The sequence below is a fragment of the Cyclobacteriaceae bacterium genome, assembly GCA_030584025.1.
GTDB lineage: Bacteria > Bacteroidota > Bacteroidia > Cytophagales > Cyclobacteriaceae > UBA2336.
Map to the genome: position 1 here is coordinate 1,271,867 of CP129487.1, position 24,337 is coordinate 1,296,203.

Below are 24,337 nucleotides of genomic sequence, written 5' to 3' on the forward strand. Positions count from 1 at the left end.
GCTGAAAGGACGGCTTATTTCTTCTGTGAAGATTGACGGATGATCAATTCATGTCGTAATACGATGGTATTGAGGTTGGCGGTATTGCTCTTATTCAGCTTGTTCAACAGCGTGGCAGCGGCCACTTCTCCCATTTCCTGGCCGGGATAATTCACGGTAGTCAGGTTAGGTTCAATTACTTTTGAGACCGGGTCGTTGTTGAAGCCAACAAATGCGATGTCTTCTGGTATTTTTATTCCTGCTAACTTTAGTTCACGCATGCAAGCAACTGCCGAAGTGTCGTTGGCAGCAAAAACACCATCAGGCTTTTCATTCATATTTAAAATCTGTCGCGCGGCTTCTTCGCCACCCATATCGCTCAGGTTGTTACTGATCACCAACTCCGGATCAAACGCAATTCCTTTTTCCTGAAGGGCTTGTTTGTATCCGGCCAAACGATCGGCATATACATTTCGGTTTAAACTTCCGGAAAGGTGAACAATGCGTTTACAGCCTTGCTCCAATAGGTGTTTGGTTGCATCGTAACCAGCTTGTTTGTTATCAATCACGATACTCGTACAGCCCGGGTGTTCGAGAATACGGTCGAAGAAAATGATGGGAATGTTTTTCTTCAATAAGGCTTCGAAGTGATCGGTATCTTTTGTGTCGAATGCCAGCGACACCATCAGCCCATCAATGCGACTGTTATACATGGTGTTTACGCCTGCAATTTCTTTTTTGAATGATTCCTGCGATTGAGAGATGATGAGGTTGTATCCATTTTCATTCACCAGTTTCTCCATACCAGCAATTACAGTCGACATGAAATAACTGTTAAGGCGCGGAACGATCACGCCTATCGTGTTGGTTTTTTTTCGCCTGAGGTTACTCGCAAAGGTGTTGTACTGGTACCCCATCTTTTTTGCGGTATCCAGAATTTTCCTTTTCGTATCTTTTCGGATGCCTGGATGATCTTTCAGTCCGCGGCTAACGGTGGCAGGGGAAACGTTGAGAGCCTCTGCGATATCGTAAATGGTGACATCTTTGTGGTGTGTCATTTCAATCGATTACATGACAAATTAACACTAAAAATGGCAAAAAATACGTGTTATAAAATAATTAAGTGCAATCGGTTGCATTATAAAGGGTAATTTATTCTATTAATGGTTCAATTTTGAACCCTGAAAAACGCCAAAACCCGATCAAAATGGCCAGATTTTATCAAAAACCCATTTTTAATGTTATGCAACAAAAGTACATCATTTCGTTGATAGCATTTTTATGCTTTTTAGGTGCTCAAGCACAACAAGTTGCTCCCTATCTCGATCCGGAGCAGCCCATGGAGACCCGAGTGCAAGACCTGATCGGGCGTTTAACACTGCAGGAAAAGGTTTCCCAAATGATGCATGCGAGCCCAGCTATTGAAAGGCTCCAAATACCGGCCTACAATTGGTGGAATGAGGCTTTGCATGGCGTAGGCCGTGGGGGTGTGGCCACAGTTTTTCCGCAGGCCATTGGCATGGGCGCTACATTTGATGAACACCTTATATATAGAGTGTCGTCTGCTATTTCAGATGAGGCCCGGGCCATGTACAATGCTGCTGTCTCAAAAGGCTATCACCAGCAATATGGCGGGTTAACCTTCTGGACACCCAACATCAATATCTTCCGCGATCCGCGTTGGGGCCGCGGACAGGAAACATATGGTGAAGATCCGTATTTAATGTCGCGATTGGGTGTGGCATTTGTTCGTGGCTTGCAAGGCGATAATCCAAACTATCTGAAAACGGCAGCGTGCGCCAAGCACTTTGCGGTACACAGCGGACCGGAAAAACTTCGGCATGAATTCAATGCGGTATCATCGGCAAAGGATTTGCGCGAAACTTATTTACCTGCCTTTAAGGCGTTGGTGAATGCCAATGTAGAAGCGGTGATGTGTGCGTACAACAGCACGAATGGTGAACCGTGTTGCTCCAACAATTTTTTACTGAATGAAGTGCTTCGCAAGGAGTGGGGTTTTAAAGGCCATATTGTTACCGATTGCTGGGCGGTTGCCGATTACTATAACGGACACAACGTGGTGAAGACACAAGCGGAAGCCGCTGCCATGGTGGTGAAGCAAGGCGTAAGTTTAAATTGTGGAAGTGAATATAGTGCGTTGATAGAAGCCGTTGAAAAGAAGCTGGTTACGGAAAAGGAAATTGATGATGCGCTCGCCATTTTGTTGCGCACGCGTTTTAAGCTGGGTCTGCTCGATCCGAAAGAACGAAATCCGTACAACGCCATTTCAACAGATGTGATAAATAGTGAGAAACACCGTGCACTCGCCAGGGAGACTGCTCAGAAATCCATAGTACTGTTGAAGAACAATGGTGCGTTGCCATTGCGTAATGATCTGAATAAATATTTTATCACGGGCCCGAATGCTGCTAACGTTGAGGTGCTGCTCGGCAATTACTATGGCGTAAATCCACAGATGGTTACGGTAGTGGAGGGAATTGCTGCGGCCATCGAACCCGGAAGCCAGCTACAATACCGTCAAGGTATTATGCTGGATCGTCCCAATGCCAACCCACAAGACTGGTCGACTGGAAATGCAAAGAATAGTGATGCCACCTTTGTGGTAATGGGCATCAGTGGCTTGCTGGAAGGTGAAGAAGGTGAGTCGATTGCATCACCCACATTTGGTGATCGGTTAGACTATAACCTCCCGGCACATCAGATACAATTTTTGAAGAAATTAAAAGAAGGGCATTCCAATCCGGTTATCGCCATCATTAATGGAGGTAGCCCCATGAACCTGGCTGAGGTGCATGAGTTGGCCGATGCGGTACTGTTAGTTTGGTATCCGGGTCAGGAGGGAGGCAATGCAGTAGCCGATATTATTTTCGGAAAAACTTCGCCTTCCGGCAGGTTGCCGATTACGTTTCCCAAGTCATTGGATCAACTTCCTGCCTATGAAGATTATTCCATGAAAGGAAGAACGTATCGCTACATGGAAGCTGAGCCGCTTTATCCGTTTGGTTATGGATTGAGCTACACTTCATTCGCCTATAGCGATTTAAAATTATCAGCTGCATCTGTCAAGAAAAATCAACCCGTTGAAGTTGAAGTTACAGTTACCAACACCGGAAAAGTGGAGGGTGAAGAAGTTGTTCAACTCTATGTATCGCATGTCAACTCCAAAATACCTGCGCCCTTGTTTACCCTTTCCGGCATCAAGCGTGTAGCCTTGAAACCAGGCCAGTCGGAGAAAGTCAAGTTTACGATTACAGCTGATATGTATTCCATTGTGAATGAGAAGGGCGTATCCGTGATACAACCCGGTAACGTGCGTGTATCGGTTGGCGGGTCACTTCCCGGTAGCCGCAGTGAGGCGCTGGGTGCATCTAAAGGTTTGCAGAATACTTTTGCAATTAAATAATCACGCTCACGATTATCGCTTTGAACTACGCTGCGATTCATAAACCACAAAGAACGCAAAGGTTCTCACTAAGTTCACAAAGATTTTTAGTGCTGTGCCCTTTGTGTGTATTTTTATTTGTGTGCTTTGTGATTAAATTTTCAATTCTTCAGTACACTAAACCCTAAACAATACATGGAACTTTTTACAACAATCGACTGGGTAGTAATTATTCTGTACTTCCTGGCTATTGCAGGCATTGCGGCCTGGACGATGAAAAGCAAGAAGGACACTGCGCAGGAATATTTTCTGGCTGGCCGAAACGTAGGTTGGTTTGTGGTGGGTGCCTCTATATTGGCTTCCAATGTGGGCAGCGAACACGTGGTTGGCCTATCCGGAACAGCGGCTGAGAGTGGATTGGTAATGGGACACTATGAGCTTCACTCATGGATTGTGTTGCTGCTCGGCTGGGTGTTTATTCCATTCTACATCCGCAGCGGTGTGTTTACCATGCCCGAGTTTCTGGAACGCAGGTATAACTCTTCGGCCCGTTGGTTCTTGTCGGTTGTGTCGTTGCTCAGCTATGTGCTCACCAAAGTTTCAGTAACTGTGTATGCGGGGGCCATTGTAATTGCAACCTTCATGGGTTTCGATTTCTGGACCAGCGCGTTGGTGTTGGTAATTCTTACGGGTATTTATACGGTGTTGGGCGGTATGCGTGCAGTAGTGTACACCGAAGCCCTTCAAGCTGTATTGTTGATTATCGGTTCACTGATTTTAACACTCATCGGGCTTAATGAACTGGGTGGATGGGATGCGATGATTGCTTCAGCGCCCAAGGAAAAGCTCAACATGTTTCCGCCCTTGAGTCACCCTGATTTTCCGTGGGCCGGTATTTTGTTTGCCTCACCCATTGTGGGCGTGTGGTATTGGTGTACCGATCAATACATTGTGCAGCGTTGTCTTACGGCCAAGAATGAAACTGAAGCCAGACGTGGAACCATTTTCGCAGCGTACCTGAAATTGTTTCCGTTCTTCATCTTCCTCATTCCCGGACTGATTGCAACGGCTTTGGCAGCTCAAGGTAAAATTGAACTCACCAGTGCCGACAGCGCTTTCCCTACTTTGGTGAAGACATTGTTGCCTACTGGATTAAAGGGACTGATTGCGGGCGGATTGCTGGCCGCATTGATGAGTTCGCTGGCTTCTGTGTTTAACTCCTGCTCCACATTGTTCACCATGGACATCTACAAGAAAATAAAGCCGGAAACATCTGAGAAAAACCTGGTAACTGTAGGTCGTATTGCAACGGGTGTTGTGGTGGTGTTGGGTATTCTGTGGATACCGGTAATGAGTGGAATATCCGGTGTGTTGTATCAATATTTACAAAGTGTGCAGTCGTACCTGGCGCCACCGATTGCTGCGGTGTTTTTGTTAGGCTTGTTCTACAAACGCATTAACGCCAAGGGCGCCATGACGGTATTGGTTGGAGGGGCTATCATTGGTGCACTTCGTATATTCCTGGAGCTTAATAAGAGTTCCTTATCCGGATTTTTGTATGAGTTTGCCAACCTGAATTTCCTGTATTTCTGTATTGCATTGTTTGTGTTTTCTGTAGTGGTGTTGGTGGGCGTTAGCTTATTAACCGAGAAACCATCTGAAGAGCAAATTAAAGGATTGACGTTTGCAACAACTGTTGCAGAAGATCGTGCGAAAACAAGAGCGAGTTACAATAAAACCGATATTGTACTTTCGTTAATCGTGGTTGTATTGATCGTCATGATTTTCATGTATTTCTCACTGCTTGGCGTTGGAGGATAATACCATGAAACCGATCGTAGTAGTCATTTTTCTTTTGCTTACGTTCTCCTGTTCACAAAAGCAGGAACAAACGCAGCAGTATTTTACAAATCCGATTTTATCCGGATTTTATCCAGATCCCAGTATCTGCAAAGTCGGTGATGACTTTTATATGGTCACATCAACCTTTGCATACTATCCCGGCTTGCCAATTCTACATAGTAAAGACCTGGTGAATTGGGAGACTATTGGCTTTGCCATGGACAGGCCTGAGCAACTTAACCTGGATGGACACGGTGTTTCGCGCGGGTTGTTTGCACCATCCATTCGTTATCATAATGGCTTGTATTACATCACATGTACACTGATTGACACGGGAGGAAATTTTGTGATCACCGCTACTGATCCGGCCGGTCCGTGGTCTGATCCATACTGGCTCCCGGAAGTGAACGGTATCGATCCTTCCATGTATTTTGATGAAGACAAAGCGTATATTCTTTACAACAGCATTCCTCCCGATGACAAATCATTATATAGTGGTCATCGTACCATACGGATGTTTGCGTTTGATGTAGATAGTATGCGCGTAACAGGTGATGAAATCTTGTTGGTGAATGGAGGCGTTGATATTTCAAAGAACCCGGTGTGGATTGAGGCGCCCCACATTTTTAAGAAAGACGGATACTATTACCTGATTTGTGCCGAGGGCGGGACAGCTTACAATCACTCTGAAGTTGTTTTCCGAAGTGAAAGCGCAACAGGTCCTTATGTGCCTTGGGATAAAAATCCGATTTTAACACAGCGTCATCTTGATCCATCAAGACCAAACCCGATTACCACAACCGGTCATGCCGATTTTGTTGAACTTGAAAATGGTGAGTGGTGGGCTGTATTTTTAGGTTGCAGGCCGTATGCGGATAAGGATTATTTCAACACCGGACGGGAAACGTTTCTTGCTCCGGTAAAGTGGATTGACAGATGGCCGGTCATCAACCCGGATTTTGAAGAAGTGCAGTATCGTTATCCTGTACCCGTTTCGGGCACAACGCAATCAGCGTCTAACTATTCACGGTTCAATCACCGGTATGAATTTGATGAGGATAAACTCCATTACAATTTTCAATTTTTACGTACCGTGCGCGAAAAGTGGTACAGCTTATCTGATCATTCAGGTCATTTGACTTTAGCTGTGCGACCAGAAACCTGTTCGGGTAAAATGAACCCGTCTTTTGTGGCGCATCGTCAACCGCATCTTACCGGATCGGCCAGTACATCTATGGCCTTTTCGCCTGCAACGGAAAATGAAATGGCCGGTTTGATGATTTTTCAAAATGAAACGCATTTTTATTTTCTCGCAAAAACCCTGGTCGAAGGCAAGCCCGCAATAGCCTTGTATCAATCATCTGTTGATGGAGAGGAGATGAAGCTACTGGTCAGTGAGGAAATTGATGGTGAGGTTGTTCGGTTGAAAATTGAGGCCCGAAGAGACACCTATGCATTTTTCTTTTCTGTTCTTGATGGTGACTGGACACTGCTGAAGGAAAACATTGACGCACGTTTTCTCAGTACACGTGAAGCAGGAGGTTTTGTGGGTTGCATGTATGCGATGTACGCAACCTCACTTGGGAGGAAATCCACCAGCATGGTGAATTTTGATTGGTTTGAAGTGCTGAGTGAAGATCAATAGTCAGGTAAACCATTCCAATCTTTCCTTGTACTGAGTAGAAAGTTGATGGTGTAATTGTTTGGCCGACTCCATTCCGGTTTCGCCAGCAGTCAGGAAGCACACTGTTCCACCATTTCCACCGCCTGTAATCCGTGCTCCGGTTATTCCGGGAAGGGCCATTGCGCGGTTTACCATGTCATCTGTTCTGCCGGTTCCTAGTCCGCAAGCCGAATAACTTTTATGTGATGCCAGCATCAACGCGCCCATTTCCCTGATGATTTCTTCTTGTTCAACATGCCTGGTTTGCATGCTGAGGTTTATTAAATACTCCCGGAAACGATGTACGTTTTTATTTTCATAGATGGGGTGGGCCGTACAGATCTTAACAGCGTACGTTTTGTTTTCTGCTATCGAAGTGATTGGATCGATGGTATCACCATAGTGTTCAATAAAATCTTTTCCTGTGATTTTTTCGGGTAGAAGATTTTTAAACCGATGGTCAAAATCATCCGCGGTCACGTTGCTGAGATAACCCTGAAAGGGGAGAGATGAAAAATCTTGATTGACTTTAGCACGCAATAAATCTTTCTTATCAATGCCAAGCGATCGGGCGATAATGGTGTATCCCATAAAAGCTGCGCAACGCACATCGCCATATGAAGCACCTGAAACCTGATGGCGAATCCCACTGTCAATGCCAACAAAGGCAATTTGTTTTGGTATTGGGATAGGTTCAAGTATGCGATCGGGTTGACAAATGATCGGAAGCAACGCTTCGGGATTGCCCAGGTAACTGGCGAGTTGATCCATCAACCCGCATGGTGCTCCGGCAATGTGGTTTTCAACCTGCTGCGCATATCGGGCCAGCTCGGTTCCGGAGAATGAAAGGGTAAAAGCTTTTTCCAGTACTTTCATGGTGGCGACTTCTACGGAGGCAGAAGAGGCAACACCTTTTCCGTGTGGTACGGTTGAATGAAATGTAAAGTCGGCACCTTTGAAATCAATGCTTTTTTCTTTCATTAAAATCAACGCACAGCCGAGGATATAGGCAGCCCATGATGTTTCTGTGTTTTTCCGAAACGCCTGTTGTGCATATCGGTAATCGACTTGTTCCTGGTTGAGGTATCTCCGGAAGTCATCCTTAAAAGTCAACACTTCACCATTTGATAGATAGCTGGTAATGTTACACTGATAATCATTTCGCAAGATGATTTCAACAGATGTTTGTTGGTTGATGGCTTTTTGCAAGACAAGCGAACCTGAGTAGTCAGCAATGCCGCCCATAACATCCAGTCGGCCGGGAGCGGAAGCAGTAAAGGTGGATGTGCTCATATTGTTAGCCGATGCTTTTTTAATAACTTCATTAGCACGGGCTTCACTTCGTGTTCAATGGCTTTATTGGCATAACCGATCCAGTTGATATCGGCTGTAAGGTTGAGTGGAGCATGTAAAGGATTTCCGGTACCATCCGTTATGATGATGCCCGCTTCCTGGCCGATGAGGTGAGCACACACATCGTACGGATGACACACATGTCCGCCCTCTATTCCTTCATTTCTAAGTTTGTTGTAGAGCAATCCGCGCAAGTCTGCTACGAACCGATCATGCCCCATTAGCAATTCATATAGTTGCCCACCACTGGATATGTACTGATCTTCAAACACCAAAGCTTTTCCTGATGGATTGGAAGGAGCCAAGGTGTGGATAAGTTCATCTTCGATAGCAGCCAGTATTTCGCGACCTGGCGGAAAGAAGCGGGCCAGTTGTGCAAAGCCACCGATAATGGAGGTGGCGTTAGAGGGTATGATCGTTTTTTCTTGAACTTCACCTGTCAACATATTCTCGCGATATGCGAAGCTTCCTTTTCCTTTTATGGCCCACAATACATCGGCCTGATATTGTCGGGTAGTGGGCAATTCAACCATCACGGCTACTTCAATATCCGAAAAGGCAGTATTGCTTCCTTTATTGGGTGCAGCGCCAGCCAGGAAAAAGGCCGATCGTTTATCGTACATCAGTCCACGTGTTCCATCAATTGGATCCATCAGAATGCGGAGGTTCGGTTGAACATTCTCTGCTGGCAACACAACACCGGTTTCATCCTCACCAATTCCTTCAGCCAACAACACAATACCCCCCAATGCAGTGCTTAGGGGTTCTATAATTTTCAGCACATGTTCTTCAACTTCCCGATCGATCATATAAATGGTATCTTCTTTCTTCTCCGCATACACCTGTGATAGTTCGTGTGTAGAGGATACCGAAAGACTATGCCTGATATTTTGTCGCACGGCTTTTCCCGTTTCGATCAGCATGTTTTTGATTCGCTCGTGATTCATTGTTCGAATGGATAGTCTTTTACATTGATTTTTCTGAGTTCGGCTGCTTTGTCTTCTGGCATGGTGTCGGCCATGAAATTACCACCGCCAATTTCTGGCCCAGCCAGGTATTTAATCAGTCCGGGTTGGCGGTATGGCGGTTGAAGCCAAAGGTGCATTCTGAAATCGGGGTGTGCATTTCCATCTACTGGCGCTTGCATAATGGACATCACATACGGAAAATCCATATTGAAATTCATATCCATTTTGCGAACGGTTTCGTGGAATACAGCTGAAAGAGCAATTAACTCTTCCGGAGTTAAGGTGATCAGGCTTTGATGATTTTTCTTGGGGAAGATCAGGGTTTCGTAAGCATATCGCGCAAAAAATGGAATAAAAGCAATAGCAAAATCATTCTCTGCAATTATGCGTATGCCATCACGCTGTTCTAATGAAATAATTTCTTCATAAATATTTTTTTTATGATTTAGCTGATGGGCCTGTGCGATTTGAATTTGTTGCTCAACAAACTTGAATGTAAAATCGGTAGCGTACACCTGACAATGGGGGTGCGGGTTACTAACCCCAACAGCTTCTCCCTTGTTTTCAAAGAGGTGAACAAATTTGATGGCGGGATTTTTTTCAAACGCTATCATTTCCGCTTGAAATACTTCAAATACTTTACTCACTTTTTCCGGTTTCATTTGAGATAGCGTGACGTTATGCCGCGGATCGTAACAGATGACCTTGGCAATGCCAGAGGCCTTTGCCCGTTTGTATAATGAGGTTGAATCATTACTGTTTACATCAGGTGCCTGCAGACTGACAACCGGGTGGTCATTTTCAAAGGTGAAGATGTTGGTGTATGCGGGATTAACATCGCCATTAACGCGTTTATTTCCCGGACAGAGGTAGCAGCTGGGGTCATAAGATGGATTTTTTTTGGGTAGAATTTTTTCGGCTCCTTGCCAGGGCCGGGCATTACGATGTGCCGAATACACAACCCACTCTTCTCTCAATGGATGCCAGCGTTTCTCCCATTTTCCGGTTGTTGTGTTCATTTTATCTTGTTGATTTTCTAATGGCGAGATTTTAGAGAACAAGTTGCAATATTAAGACTCCAATTAATCCCAATACAGACATTAATGATTCCATTACTGTCCAGGATAGAAATGTTTCTTTTAGCGAAAGATTGAAGAATTCTTTAAACATCCAGAAACCAGTATCATTGATATGCGAACAAAATACACTGCCGGCACCTACAGCCAACACCATCAGTTCAGGTGAAACAGCTCCACCGGTAACCAATGGCGATACGATACCTGCCGCAGTAAGTCCGGCAACAGTGGCTGAGCCGAGTGATACGCGGAGGAGCGCGGTGATAATCCATGCGAACAGATATGGATTGATATTCCATTGACTGCTGAATGAGGTGATATATTTACCTGTCCCACTATCGATCAATACTTCTTTCAATACGCCACCCGCGGTAATGATTAATAAAATCATCGCAATGCCGGTCACTCCATTGGTCAGCCAGGTCATTACTTCAGGCATGGCAATGCCTCTTCTTATTCCGAATACATATACCGCTATCAACACCGAAACCAACAACGCTATGTTTGGGTTACCCAGAAAGTTTACAACGGAATGGAACACTCCTGGTGTTGTGGAGATTAAATTAATAACAACAGAAAACGTAATCAGCAAAACCGGTAATAGAGCAATTGCAAAGCTTGCAAAAACCGAGGGTGGATTGGTGATTTCTTCAGGGGACTTATGATTGGTGTTTTCAGTATTTGTTGCCCCGATGTTTTTGAGCAGGCGTCCAAGAAATGGACCCGCAATGATCACCGTAGGGATAACCAATACCAATCCATAGAGCAGTGTTAATCCAAGATCGGCACCAAATGCATTCACCAACACAACGGGGCCCGGATGAGGCGGGAGAAAACAATGTGTTGCTGAGAGCGAAGCAGCAGTTGGTATGGCAATGTATAACAGGGGTAACCCTGTTTTTCGCGCAACGGAAAAAACAAGTGGAACGAGTATGATAAATCCGGCATTATAATAGAGTGGGAGTCCAACAAGAAATCCGGTGAGCAAAACAGCCCACTGCACATTACGTTCACCAAAGTTCCGGATCAGGTTGGATGTAATTTGATTGATGGCGCCACTCATTTCCAGTATTTTTCCTAACACTGCACCAAGGCAAAGAATCAAAACCAAACCGCTGAGGGTACTGCCCACGCCTTTTTCAATGGAGGCTGCAAGCGCCATGGGTTCCATGCCCAATAATAAGCCAACAATAATCGCGACAATCAGTAAGGATAAAAACGGACTGATCTTCTTGTACGTCAGGTAAACCTGCAGGGCAACACCAAAGGCAATGATGAGTAACGGCATTAGCGAACTGTATTGATAAGCGTTCCGATATTATCGATTTTAATCCGGATTTCATCGCCTGATTGCAGCGTAAAATCATTGGGAGGCACAATTCCGGTGCCGGTCATAATCAGGCAGCCATAAGGAAATGAACATTCGCGGAATACAAACGAAGCCAGTTCTTCCAAGGAGCGTTTCATTTGATTTATGGCTATGGAATCAGCGAAAACGTTAACCTGGTTTCGGAGAATGTTAAGATGGATTGTAGTTGTGGGGTCAATCGGTTTATCTGTAACATAAATACATGGCCCGATAGCGGCACAACCATCGTATGTTTTAGCTTGTGGAAGATACAGTGGATTTTCACCTTCAATGCTGCGACTGCTCATGTCGTTGCCGATGGTATATCCGATTATCTTTCCGGATGACGCAACCATTAGCGTAAGTTCTGGTTCTGGAACATCCCAGGTAGAGTCTTTTCTGATTCTTACGTGGTCGTGATGGCCCACCACCCGGTGTGCGGTTGACTTGAAAAACACTTCAGGACGTTCAGCTTCATACACCCGCGCATAGAAATCGCCACCACCGGTGGTTTTTGATTCTTCCTGCCGTCCCACTTTGCTGCGCAGGTACGTTACACCACAGGCCCAAAGTTCTTGTTGGTCGATGGGAGGAAGAATCGAATTTTCTATAAAATCTTTAGCCTGTGAATGTGATAACGAAGCTGAGGTAAGTTGTTTGAGTTTTGCATACAGGTTATCATCATTGATAAACGTGTTCCAATCTTCCTGATGGAGAAAAAAAATATTATCTTTTTCGATGAGTATTCCGGATGATGTGTGATAGACTCTCATATTTCCGCTAACTACTAATTGGCTAAACCACAAAGAGACACAAAGAGTGCACAAAGATCACGAAGGGTGATGATATGATAATTCATTGTGAACTTTGTGTAATAGCTTCGTGCGCTTTGTGGTTTGGATTTATTGTTTGATTTAAGGTTAAATTTAAAACCATGCGATAGACAAACTTTAATGCAAATCGCCCTTAACTTCACTTCCGGAACCTCCGCGTAAAATATCAAAATCGCAACCGAGGTCGGCTTGTTGTACATGATCGAGGAAGAATTTTACATAGCCTCTTTCGGTGTGTGCAGGTGGAGGAGTCCAGTTTGCTTTTCGCTTCTTGAGTTCTTCATCACTTACATCCAAGTGAAGCTTTCTTTTTTCAATGTCCAGCTCAATCATGTCTCCATCCTGAACCAAGGCAAGCGTGCCACCAATGGCCGACTCAGGTGAAACGTGTAGCACCACTGTGCCGCCTGCCGTACCACTCATTCTGCCATCGGATATACGAATCATATCTCGAACGCCTTTCTGAAGAAGTTTTTCCGGTAAATCCACATTGCCTACTTCCGGCATTCCGGGATAACCAACAGGGCCAACATTTTTTAGTACGATCACGCAACTTTCATCAATGTCGAGTTTCGGATCATCAATGCGTGCATGGTAATCCTCCATGGTTTCAAAAACCACAGCCCGACCTTTATGTTTTATTAAAGCTTTTGAAGCGGCTGAAGGTTTAATGACCGCACCATTTTCACACAAATTTCCTTTTAGGATAACAATTCCTGCTTCATGTTGAAGTGGTTCATCGATTGAGGCAATAACCTCACGATTATAGCAGGGTGGGTTTGCGTTGTTATCTCCAATAGTTTTTCCGTTTATGGTTATGGCTTCTGTGTGCAGGTATTTTTTTAATTCATGAATAACGACTGGCAATCCACCGGCATAATAAAAATCTTCCATCAGGTATTTTCCAGATGGCTTCAGGTTAACGAGTAACGGAATCTTACTGCCGATAGCATCAAAATCTTCCAACTTAAGATCAACACCCATTCTGCCCGCAATGGCCAACAGGTGAATGATGAAGTTTGTGGATCCGCCTACAGCAGCATTCACCACAATAGCGTTTTCAAACGCTTGTCGCGTAAGGATTTTTGAAAGCTTCAGGTCTTCGTTTACCATCTCCACAATTCTTCTCCCCGAGAGATGCGCCATCACTTTCTTGCGGGCATCAACTGCCGGAATAGCAGCGGCTCCCGGAAGCGTTAAGCCCAATGCTTCCACCATACACGCCATGGTAGAAGCAGTACCCATGGTCATGCAATGCCCCTGGCTTCGTGCTACACCCACTTCGGCCTCGTGAATATCTTCATCGGTGTATTGTTCAACGGAACGTTTCTCTTTAATCATCCAATTGAATGAACCTGAACCAATGCATTCTCCGCGAAAGCGTCCGTTTAACATCGGTCCTCCCGGAACAACAAGGGTTGGCAGATCAACGCTACAAGCTCCCATAACGGTAGATGGTGTTGTCTTATCGCAACCAGTCAACAATACTACGCCATCAATTGGGTTGGCGCGAATAGATTCTTCCACATCCATGCTGGCGAGGTTGCGAAACAACATGGTTGTAGGTCGCATAATGGTTTCACCAAGGGACGTTACCGGAAACTCAAGTGGAAAACCTCCTGCTTCGCGTACGCCACGCTTTACAATTTCGGCAAAGTCGCGCAAGTGGCCGTTACAAGGTGTCAATTCCGACCATGTATTGCATATGCCGATTACCGGTTTGTCTTTGAAGTAGTCATCGGGATAGCCCTGGTTACGCAGCCACGAACGGTGAACAAATCCCATTTTATCGGATTTACCAAACCAGTCATAACTGCGAAGTTTTTTAGCCATGTAAAATCAGTTTTCGGTGGAGAAAGGTGAGGCTGGTAAGCCTTCTTTATTGTATAGGTTAACATCCGGATTATCAGCCCAGGCGTATCGCACGTATTGTGGATTTGAAATCTGATCATTCCAAACAATCACTTTATCGCCTTCAATTTTTGCTTTAGCCCATTCAAACTTTTTATCTGCACCAGCTATGGCAAATTCACGAAGGGGTTCACCGTCATCTGTGATTAATCCACCACCAACGTGTTTAAAGGAAAGAATGATTTTATTTCCTTCAATAGAAGCGCTTTGGTATAAGGGTCCCGAGTATATAAGTTCTTCGTGGTAAACAATTTTCAAGGCAGCCAATGCCATTCGTTCACCGACATCTTTTTTGTTGTATGGATGAACATCGTTCCATTCACCCAAATCAATGTTCACAGTCATGGCCGTGTTGGGTACGGATAATGCTTTGCGCTGCGATTCCCGTAATCTTGCCCAGTTGCTTTCAACGGGTAGATAAGTATAATCCATAAACCCGGGAAGTTGCGCGTAGATGAATGGTAATTGTGGTTGATTAAATTGATGTCTCCAATTGGCTATGAGTGCCGGAAGAAGTTTTTCATATTCGTCCGGTCTGTCAGTATTGCTTTCACCTTGATACCACAGGATTCCTTTTAGTGAATACTTTTGCAATGGTGCCACCATGGCATTGAATAAAGTAGTTGGTTGATTTTGCGCTGAGATGGGTTGAGGTGCTGACGGACGAGGAGGGAAGACATCACCAACTTTGTACTGCCATGTTCCTTTTAAGTCGATGGTGTCGTTTTCAGTAAACAAGCAGTAAGGTTTATCGGGCACGAAACCACCTTTACCTGCATAGTTGGTAACCCGTATAACGAGAATATTCTTGCCCACTTTAAGAACATCGGCAGGAACCGGGTAACGCCTTTGCGGATATTGATAAGTTGTACGACCAACTTGCTTGCCGTTGATGTACAACACATCGGCATCAACAATTCTTCCTAAAAAAACTTTAGCCGGTTTGCCCGTCATGGATGCAGGTACTTCAATTTCCCTCCGGTACCATACCACACCGTTTAATTCTTTAGCACCCTGATCTTCCCAATAGCCGGGAATGTTGATGTTGCGCCAGCCTATGGGATGATAGGTTACATCATGCCATTTGGGTTCGGTGGTTAACCCTAAATCGGTTTCAGGTCTTGGCTTGTTTGCCGCAGCAGCAATTCTGTTTTTTTCGTTTACGTAGGCTGTATCTTTGTTCTGCTGAATGGTCTTAATCATTTCAGTAAAATCCTTCAAGCCTTCCTCACTCGTCCAGGCTTCAATGGGCGTTCCGCCAACACTGGCATTAATCAAGCCAATGGGTATGTTGTATTTGTCATAAAGTTTCTTTGCGAAAAAATAGGCCACTGCGGAGAAGGGTCGCACGTTATCACCAATGGCGGCTTCCCAGGAGCCGGAAGGTAAATCCAATTCAGGTTGCTGCAGGTTGGTTCGGGTAGGTACAAGAAACTGTCGTATGTGTGGGTAGTTGGCTTCCGTAATATCTTTTGCATACGTGACATCGTGAATATTCATTTGATGTACCATATTGCTTTGACCGCTGCAAAGCCAGACATCGCCAAACAGAATGTTCTTTACCGTAATTTCATTTTTTCCTTTAAAGGTCATCTCATAAGGACCACCTGCTGGTTGGGCGGGAATTTTTATCGTCCAATTGCCTGATGCATCAGCCTTCGTTTTAAATTTTTTCTTGCGGAATGTGAGTTCAACAGTTTCGCCTGCTGAAGCCCAACCCCAAAGGTTAAGTTGTGATTCGCGCTGCAAAACCGCGCCATCGCTGATTAATTTTGGTAATTTAATTTGGCTATGTGCCTTTATAGCCAATAGAAGAGAGAAAATAATAAGCGACCTAACAAGAATAGAATTTGTAGGTAAGAATTTTGCAGGTAAAGTTTTAACAGCGTACATGAACCTAGAAGGTTACTACTTCATGATATGCCTTTTTCGGATTTAAATCTTTATCGAACAATAGGGGATAGTCCTTCCTGTTCCGTACCGGAAAATTATCCAGCCAGCTTGATCGGTCAGAAATATTCCAGAAGGTAACACTCTCTATGGCATCTTTATGTTTACGGAATACTTCGAATGTGAGTTTGTATTGTTCAAGCTGTTTTTGTTCCATTTCGGGTGTAAACGTGGTGCTGTCATCTTCCGGTTTGCGTTCTCTTCTGCCATGTTCTTTTTTGTACACGGAAATATCCAGCTCGGTAACGTGTAGCGGTATATTCAATTCGGAAAAACGGATCAATGCACTATCTAAATATTCTGCGATGGGTTCATAAATTCCCATGTGGGCCTGCAAGCCCAATCCATGTATGGGTACGCCCGCTGCTTTGAGATCATGTACCAGTTTAAAAATTTTTTCTCGCTTGGCCGGATACATTTCGTTGTAGTCGTTATAAAAGAGTAAGGCATCCGGGTCGGCTTCATGGGCATACTCAAAGGCTTTGGCGATGTATTCTTCACCACAGATTTTATACCACGGAGAGTTGCGATAAAATTCACCGGACTTATCTGAAATAGCTTCGTTCACCACATCCCATGCATAAATTTTTCCTTTGTAACGACTTACTACCGTGGTGATGTGATCCTTCAACCGTGCCAGCAATACTTCTTTGGATACTGTGTCGCCCTCAGCATCTACAAACAACCATGATGGTGCCTGGTTGTGCCAACACAGGGTATGGCCGCGCAATTTCATGTTGTTGCGCACAGCAAAATTTACAATCGAGTCGGCATGCTCCCAGAAGTATTCATCTTCTTTTGGATGAATAGGCCCCATCTTCATGGCATTTTCTGCGGTAATGCTGTTAAACTCCCTTGTGATTAACCCGGCCTCATCGGTTGATAGCGATCGCGGCCCGATGGCCACACCCACAGGGAAGTATTCTGCATAGTAATCTTTCAGTCCCTTTATATCAATGGTTTCAGGTTTTGAACTGCATGAAACAAGTAAGCTTATTAAAGAAAGTACGATGGGGATCAAGATGATCTTTTTCATGTCGCTATTTGTAAGGTGAAATCGTTTGAATGCTTCCATCAGGGTTGTGTGTTAGTTCCGTGACTTTGATGTTGCGCAGATGCGTTTCACCAGAAAGCTGAACATCGTGATAGAATAAATACCACTTGCCGTTGAACTCAACAATAGAATGATGATTGGTCCAACCCTGAACAGGCTCGAGTATCACGCCTTGATAGGTGAATGGTCCGTATGGTGAATCACTGGTTGCATAGCAAATATTGTGTGTGTCTCCGGTAGAGTAGGAGAAGTAGTATTTGCCATTGTACTTGTGTACCCAGGCGGCTTCAAAAAAGCGTTTATCGTTCTGACTTTCTGTAAAGAGGTTTCCATTTTCATCAACAAGCTTTACTTCCTTAACATCTTCAGCAAAGCTTTTCATGTCTTTCGACAATTTGGCTATGCGCGGAAGAACGGCTAGCTCTTCTCCTTTTCGGTTTTGTCCTTCCGGATTATATTGGTTGTTATCCCAACGTTGTAGTTGTCCACCCCAGATGCCGCCAAAGTACATGTAGTAAGCGCCATCGTCATCTTTAAATACCGCAGGGTCGATGCTGAAACTATTTTTAATGGGTTCCTTTTCGGCAACAAAAGGCCCTTCCGGTTTTTTACTGGTAGCCACACCAAGACGGAATACATCTTCTTTGTCCTTTACAGGAAAGTACAGGTAGTATGTGTCATTGGCGAATGCTGCATCAGGCGCCCACATCTGCCGACCGGCCCAGGGTACGTCTTTGATGTCAAGTGCGACACCATGATCGGTCACCTCACCACCTATTTCATCCATGGAAAAAACATGGTAGTCCCGCATATCGAAGTGCGAGCCGAGATCATCCTGCGGTATGCCGGCTTCTACATCGTGTGATGGATAAACGTAAATTTTTCCATTGAATACATGTGCAGAGGGATCAGCTGTGTAAATGTGGCTTACCAAGGGTTGAGAAATGGGTTCAGGTTTTCTTTCGGTTGCTTCTTCGGTTTGTTCAATTTCTTGAGAAGATTGTTTGTTGCATCCGGTGAAAGCGGTCAATGCGCTCAGTAAAATGATTGAAGGTAAATGGAATTTTGTCATGCTCTATTTGTTTAATCTATTGAATATTAGTTGGCTGCTCTCAGGGACTTGTTTTGAAATTACTATTTAATTCCAGTATAGAGTTCTGTCTTCCTAACTTTTTGCTATCTGAATTTAACGCTGTCTTTACATGGTTTATTTACCCACCGTAAATGGTCTATTTACCACTCCAACAACTAAACTAGTTGTCAACCACAATCGTTGTAACACTCTTAGAAGGGAGTGCTATGATAAGGTTCGAGTCCTGTTCTTGTAAAGTTGTTTTCTCTCTACTTGACGAAAGGGTAGTAACATATTGCGTAGCAGAAGCGGGAGCCTGGCCAGCTATCTTAAGCCCGATGTTGGTAATGGCAACCGTACCGGGATTGATCAGCACCACAACGGTTTGGTCATCACTTTTGTAAGCAGATATTAGTGCGTCTGATGTTACGAATTCAGTTTTGATTCGTACAAAACCCGGCCTGATGAATTTTGAAAAGTGAGCGAATGCATGACCTCGCTTCAATACCTGACCCGATACTGTTCCGTTCGTGCCATCACCAATGAAGGAGTAATACCTTTTCAGGTACCACCAGATATAGGCATTCCAATTATGTTGCATGGCCTGATGGATTGTGCCGAGCATCTGCATGGTTTCATTCCATTTGGCTTCCTCGCTGTAGGATGTCCATGCCGGAGCGCCTGCATTACCAGTGTTCAGGTTCATCAGGTATTCGGTCATCCAGATTTCCTTTCCTTTTGATTCAGCCAATGGGAAAGGAGCGAGGCCACTGCCGTAAATATGCCCGGCAACAATATCCATGTTTGCGGCTGCGTCCGCATCATTGAGTATGCTGTTGGTTAAAGTTTGATTGAAGTTAAAAGATTCAGGTGCGGCCAGTTTGGTGTTGATGAGATGTCCGTAATTTTTAAGGAAATTTCTAATTTGTGCTGAACTCCAATCGCACGATTCATAACTTACCTGAATGTCGGGTTCATTTTGAATAGATATAACGTCAATGTCGGTATTTTGTGATGCCATATAGGAAATGTAATCGTTCAGATGGTCAGCAAATGCTTCGTAATTTTCCTCAGGCAGATAACCGCCAACATCGCTGCCGTTACTTTTTAAAGCCGCTGGTGGCGACCAGGGTGAAGCTTGAATGATGGCACCATATTTTTTAGCTTCCTTGATAACGTTTACAATGAGCGGCCATTCGTTGGGATCGGAAGCCACCCGCACACGGAAGATGCTTAACCCGAGATCAGCTTCATTATTTCCAAACGCCAGTTTCATATCGTTGACAGTAGGAAAAGTGGTTCCCCACATTTGGTTTGCACCTCCAAACCCGGCAATGGTTTGGTAGGTTACGGTGGGGTCAATAGCAAGAACCTTTGGTGGGATGGTTTGTGTTGGCGAAGGTTCACTGTTTTTATCGCATGCTACAGACCCTGCAAGTAATAAGCAGGAGCAGAGAAGAACTTTGTATCCGGTGGTAGTCAGGTTCATGATTTTCTATTTCTGCACAATAAGTTTTTTGAAAGATGTTTGCTTACCATTGAAGATTTCCATTAGGTATAATCCTGATGTTCCATCTATTTCTATTTCAGCGGGTTTGTTGGCAAATACACGTTTTCGGTTAATGACTTTACCCTGCGTATCGCGAATGGCAATAGTCAAATCATGCTCTGTAGACTCAATTATAAATTTTCCTGTTGCCGAAGGATTTGGAAAGACCTTGAGATTCATCATTTCATTTTCGATGCTTGTTGTTAAGCAAAACGAACCTCCGGAAACGGAAGAGACATAGGTTTTAAGCCAGTTTAAAGCAGGTCGTTCCGTACCATTGCTGCGCAACAGGTAAGCGGTTGATTGCCAGGTTTGCCCTTGCAGGTATCCCCAAATGGTAATTCCCTGAACAGCCGGGTGAGTCCATAATACAGGAAAAACACGCTGGTAAATTTCAAGTTGGATGTTGTCATCGGTTGTGAGATTGCCTGTGCTGGTGTTATCGTAATTGCCAATATCAAATTCTGTGATATAAATGGGCAAGCCGGAAGTGGCAAGTTTATCAAGATTATTCTTCAACGTATTAACCGGTGTATTCTCCACTTCAAAGCGGTGGCATTGTATCCCAATACCATCAATAAGGTTCTGTGCCTTGAGGAGATTTACCAAAGCGAGGTAATCATTGGTAGCCGCGTCAACATTAATAATACTGTAATCATTCAGGATAAGTTTTGCATTGGGACAATATTCTCTCGCTTTCTGAAATGCCCAGATTACCCAATTCCATCCTGACCCCAAAGCCAGGTCGTAGGAGGGGGTGGCATGAAAAGGTTCATTGACTACATCAATGAAATCTGTTGCCGGGTAGCGTTCGCAATACAACCGTATCCATTCTTCAACTTCTTGACGAACTTCTTCGTATCGCTCTTCAAGGGGTATGGAAGTGTTGTTCATCAATTCGGTAATCCATGCCGGCTGTTGTTGCCCCCAAACAAAAGTGTGTTGTTTAAAAGGAAGTCCGTTGTTCTTCGCATGATTATAGGCAATATCAAGAGCACCCCAACTCATCACATCGCGGGTAGCTTCCACTGATCCCCACTTGCCTGAATTCTCGGGTGTTACCTGATTCCAGTATGTGTTGAAGGTAGGGGGTACACTGTTACTGATCACATTACCCAAAAATTTACATTTTCCATCTGCAATCTGTGCATATGATGGGATGGTGCATATTCCAAAACCGAGTGATAAAAAAAGAATTGAGCTTAAATATTTCCGTAGAGATTTCTTCATAGTCTATAACGCGTTCGATTAAAAAGCCAATCGCGCCTATTTAGGCGCGATTGGGGCTAACACTAAACCTAACAAATATTACTAGTTCTTAACCACTTTAATATCATCAATATAGAAGGTAGTTACAGCAGTATTGGTGCCATTCAGGTCAAGCACAATCCGTGTTGCTGTATTTTGAATCCGTTCACCTGGGATCACAAAACTAAATTGCTGCCACTGGGTTGTTACAGCTACATCACCTGGATAAAAACCAGTGTCTGGGTTGAGGGATACCCTAAATCCTGCATTGGCAACGGCTGCCCTTGCCCATACATAAACTGTATACGAAGCTCCAATTTCAGTTTCAATAGGGTCAGAAACAAATTGAATGCGCCATTGTCCGTTGCCGAGCGATCCATCACGAATTACTTTAAGCGCGCGGTTTCCCCGGTAGTATTCGCCCGGCACAGTGGTGGCAACCTGAAAACCGCCACCGTTCCATTTACCCCAGTTGGTGAAATTATCGCCATCTCCATCCTCCAGGCCGCTGTTTAGGTTGAGTGCGGCAGCACAATCAGGTGAGCCAGGTGAGCCAGAACAGGCCACCAGATCTGCAGCACTTCTTGAACTACCGGCTTCACCACTTAAGGTGATCTTACCAGTGGAGGCTCCTGCGGGCATGGTAAACTTGATTAGTGTTTCAGTTTGTGATGTAATCGTAGCCTCTACATCTCCTAATTTTACACTGGTTACTAAATCAAAATTTACACCTAGCAAGGTTATGGTTTCACCGGCTGTGGCCGAGTAAGGAGTAAAGCTACTGATTGCTTGCAGGGGTACAACTTCAATTTCTGTAAACGCGCGTTCCGGACCTGAGAATACAACCAACACATCCGTTAAGGTTCCGTCTGTGTGAACTTCAACGGTTGTAGGAACATTGAATGTAATCGCTGATTCCGTATGGCTTACAAAGTCTTTTGCCAACACGCGTTCATTTCCAATAAATATGCGTTGCACATTTTGCAACTGTGTTCCATTGATGGTAAGCTCGGCACCGGGGCCTGTCTTCGGATTGCTGAACCCGGTAATTCTGGAACTTACATCCTTCATGTTGAATGTAATTCCCTCATCATCGCTACAGCGGATGGTAAACAGTACCACCGCACAAACGAATAGGTTAAGTATTAATCTTTTTGATTTCATAGCGATTCGTTTTTCGTTATTAATATCCTGGGTTTTGATATTTCTGTTTGTCGGTATCGTTTATCGCATCCAACTGCGATTGCGGAATGGGACGCAACCTGTGCTTGGCTTCCACTCTGTTTGCGGCCAATACATCTTCATTAAGCTTTACCCGATTTAGAAAGACCGTTTCACCACGTAGTGCCAAGTCAGTCCATCTTCCGCCTTCACCAGCCAATTCACGAGCACGTTCATCCAAAATGAAATCAAGGGTTACGTCACCTGCAGTTATTTCCATCGCAGTTCTGCGAGTAGTTAGTTCTGCTGGTGATAGGCCGGGTCTGAAAGCTGCCCGTCTTCTTACTTCATTGATCAGGTTTGCAGCAACGCCATTGTTTCCAAGTTTAAAGGCTGCTTCGGCTGCCAACAAATAAGTTTCGGCCAGGCGGAAGATGGGCATGGGTCTTCCTGATGATCCGTTAGGGCTAGCACGTTGTGCATCCGCAAATTTTTTCAAGGAAGGATAAACAAGAATCGTATTCGATGGAGCCGGAGGACCTGGGTACAGCTGATTGCTATACCAATTGTCGGAAGAATACACCCTGTAATACTTGGTGCCAAATGGATTTGATTCACTTACGCCCATTGCTGCTGCCTGGGCGGGAGTGTCTGCCAGGTAAAATGCAGTATCACCAAGTGCGAGGCCATTATTTGTTAGTGTAGTAACAAAATTGTTATAGTTCGTACTTCCTGACGCATTCTGTGTGGCGGCTGTCCATAATGTACGGAACGAATTGTGGTAACGGCTGTCATTCTCCTTATCCGCGAAGGCAACATTGGTTAACCAGCGTGTTGGAGCTAATTTTCTTAACGGTCTTTGAAAGGCAAGCGGACGGCCATCAATAATGTCCAATCCAGCTGGCGTTTGGAGTACGGGTTGTTCATAATTGCTGGTGAAGCAGTTTGATGCCATATTTTCACCATCACCGATACCATCCGCATTTGCGTTCAAATATCCATTGTTAACATACTCAAGTGGAATGCGTTCTGCAGCAAATAATATCTCGCTGTTGTAGTCATTTCCTTGCCTGAACACTTCAGCAAAATCTTGTTGAAGGGCTACTCCATAGACACCTAGTTTAGACACAACTTCATTAGCTGCATCAAAGGCAGCTTGAGCATCGTTGGCTTGTGCTACTGATGAATATGATCTTGCCAGGTATACTTTCGCCAACAAGTGAAAAGCTACAGCTTTGAATAATCTGAATTCGCCAGGATTTCTTTGCGTGGGAAGATTGGCTGCTGCAAAAGTCAGGTCATCAATCATTACCTGGTAATTCTTAGCTAATAACTCTTCACGATCTTCTGCTGAACCGCGATTAAAACCTAAAAAGGGCAGGGTATTCAAAGCCAACTCACCACTGCCAAGGTCAAGCGGCACTGCTCCAAACTGACCAACGAGTAGATAATAATAGTGAGCCCGTAAGTACCGAGCTTGAGCGAGTGACTCATTGCGTTGTTGCTCGGTAAACGTTGGTACTTCAGAGGCGAATGCAACAAGGCCATTCAGTGTATTTATCACAGGGAAGGTTCTGTTAAACGTTATCCCTAAATAACCGGCTTGCGGAGTAACATCATAGGTACCCAACAGTTTATGCGGTTGATTGTCACCTGAGGGATTGTAATTCGGTTCAGGTCCAAATGTAAACTCATCCGTGCCTGTAATATTAAGACCAAGTGCCGGGTTCGATCCATACTGAAAGCGTAGGTAAGAATATGCAGCATTTAACCCGTCCTGATAACCTTGTGCAGTTTTAAAGTAATCTGTTGTAAAGGTTGTCTTCGGGTTCTCATTGAGAATGTCATTGCAACTCTGCGATACTACCATCAGAGCTGCGGTTATCAACGTAAATAATTTATATTTTTTCATAACGATCATGTTATT

At 44.5% G+C, this 24,337-nt stretch carries 17 protein-coding genes; 3 read left to right on the forward strand and 14 right to left on the reverse strand.

Annotated features, from left to right (window positions below):
- Positions 1–14 precede the first annotated feature (14 nt).
- Entirely contained in the window at positions 15–1,037 is a 1,023-nt protein-coding gene (locus QY309_06040; protein WKZ61040.1) for a LacI family DNA-binding transcriptional regulator, read from the reverse strand.
- Between the two features lie 149 nt (positions 1,038–1,186).
- Here QY309_06040 and QY309_06045 point away from each other — a divergent pair, with 149 nt between their 5' ends.
- The 3 genes from QY309_06045 to QY309_06055 all read left to right on the forward strand — a co-directional run bounded on the left by QY309_06045 (position 1,187) and on the right by QY309_06055 (position 6,869).
- Positions 1,187–3,403: a glycoside hydrolase family 3 N-terminal domain-containing protein gene (locus QY309_06045; protein WKZ61041.1), complete on the forward strand. Its 2,217-nt coding sequence runs from the start codon at positions 1,187–1,189 to the stop codon at positions 3,401–3,403.
- A 174-nt stretch (positions 3,404–3,577) separates the two neighbouring features.
- Positions 3,578–5,203: a sodium:solute symporter gene (locus QY309_06050; protein ID WKZ61042.1), complete on the forward strand. Its 1,626-nt coding sequence runs from the start codon at positions 3,578–3,580 to the stop codon at positions 5,201–5,203.
- Between the two features lie 4 nt (positions 5,204–5,207).
- Positions 5,208–6,869, forward strand: a complete 1,662-nt coding sequence (locus QY309_06055) for a glycoside hydrolase family 43 protein (GenBank protein ID WKZ61043.1) — start codon at positions 5,208–5,210, stop codon at positions 6,867–6,869.
- Here QY309_06055 and QY309_06060 read toward each other — a convergent pair whose 3' ends face one another.
- From QY309_06060 to QY309_06120, 13 genes are all read right to left on the reverse strand, one after another.
- Positions 6,870–8,180, reverse strand: coding sequence for a galactokinase family protein (locus QY309_06060; protein WKZ61044.1), 1,311 nt, complete (start codon positions 8,178–8,180; stop codon positions 6,870–6,872).
- Positions 8,177–9,187 carry an inositol monophosphatase family protein gene (locus QY309_06065; GenBank protein WKZ61045.1) on the reverse strand — a complete coding sequence of 337 codons (1,011 nt, stop codon included), beginning with the start codon at positions 9,185–9,187 and terminating at the stop codon, positions 8,177–8,179. Before QY309_06065 ends, QY309_06060 begins: the two co-directional genes overlap by 4 nt.
- Positions 9,184–10,227, reverse strand: a complete 1,044-nt coding sequence (galT, locus tag QY309_06070) for a galactose-1-phosphate uridylyltransferase (GenBank protein WKZ61046.1) — start codon at positions 10,225–10,227, stop codon at positions 9,184–9,186. Before galT ends, QY309_06065 begins: the two co-directional genes overlap by 4 nt.
- A gap of 31 nt (positions 10,228–10,258) precedes the next feature.
- Positions 10,259–11,572 carry a gluconate:H+ symporter gene (locus QY309_06075; GenBank protein ID WKZ61047.1) on the reverse strand — a complete coding sequence of 438 codons (1,314 nt, stop codon included), beginning with the start codon at positions 11,570–11,572 and terminating at the stop codon, positions 10,259–10,261.
- Positions 11,572–12,405, reverse strand: a complete 834-nt coding sequence (locus QY309_06080) for a fumarylacetoacetate hydrolase family protein (GenBank protein WKZ61048.1) — start codon at positions 12,403–12,405, stop codon at positions 11,572–11,574. Before QY309_06080 ends, QY309_06075 begins: the two co-directional genes overlap by 1 nt.
- Positions 12,406–12,582: 177 nt before the next feature.
- On the reverse strand, positions 12,583–14,298 hold the full coding sequence (locus tag QY309_06085; protein WKZ61049.1) for an IlvD/Edd family dehydratase: 1,716 nt from the start codon (positions 14,296–14,298) through the stop codon (positions 12,583–12,585).
- Between the two features lie 6 nt (positions 14,299–14,304).
- Positions 14,305–16,269 (reverse strand): sialate O-acetylesterase, encoded by a 1,965-nt coding sequence (locus QY309_06090; protein WKZ61050.1) that lies wholly within the window; start codon positions 16,267–16,269, stop codon positions 14,305–14,307.
- A gap of 4 nt (positions 16,270–16,273) precedes the next feature.
- Positions 16,274–17,362, reverse strand: coding sequence for an endo-1,4-beta-xylanase (locus tag QY309_06095; protein ID WKZ61051.1), 1,089 nt, complete (start codon positions 17,360–17,362; stop codon positions 16,274–16,276).
- Between the two features lie 4 nt (positions 17,363–17,366).
- Positions 17,367–18,452 carry a glycoside hydrolase family 43 protein gene (locus QY309_06100; GenBank protein WKZ61052.1) on the reverse strand — a complete coding sequence of 362 codons (1,086 nt, stop codon included), beginning with the start codon at positions 18,450–18,452 and terminating at the stop codon, positions 17,367–17,369.
- Positions 18,453–18,633: 181 nt separating this feature from the next.
- Complete coding sequence (locus tag QY309_06105) at positions 18,634–19,941, reverse strand: hypothetical protein (GenBank protein ID WKZ61053.1); 1,308 nt, start codon at positions 19,939–19,941, stop codon at positions 18,634–18,636.
- 6 nt (positions 19,942–19,947) lie between these two features.
- Positions 19,948–21,231 carry an endo-1,4-beta-xylanase gene (locus QY309_06110; GenBank protein WKZ61054.1) on the reverse strand — a complete coding sequence of 428 codons (1,284 nt, stop codon included), beginning with the start codon at positions 21,229–21,231 and terminating at the stop codon, positions 19,948–19,950.
- A gap of 81 nt (positions 21,232–21,312) precedes the next feature.
- Positions 21,313–22,413 carry an IPT/TIG domain-containing protein gene (locus QY309_06115; GenBank protein ID WKZ61055.1) on the reverse strand — a complete coding sequence of 367 codons (1,101 nt, stop codon included), beginning with the start codon at positions 22,411–22,413 and terminating at the stop codon, positions 21,313–21,315.
- Between the two features lie 19 nt (positions 22,414–22,432).
- Positions 22,433–24,322: a RagB/SusD family nutrient uptake outer membrane protein gene (locus QY309_06120; protein ID WKZ61056.1), complete on the reverse strand. Its 1,890-nt coding sequence runs from the start codon at positions 24,320–24,322 to the stop codon at positions 22,433–22,435.
- Between the last annotated feature and the right edge of the window lie 15 nt (positions 24,323–24,337).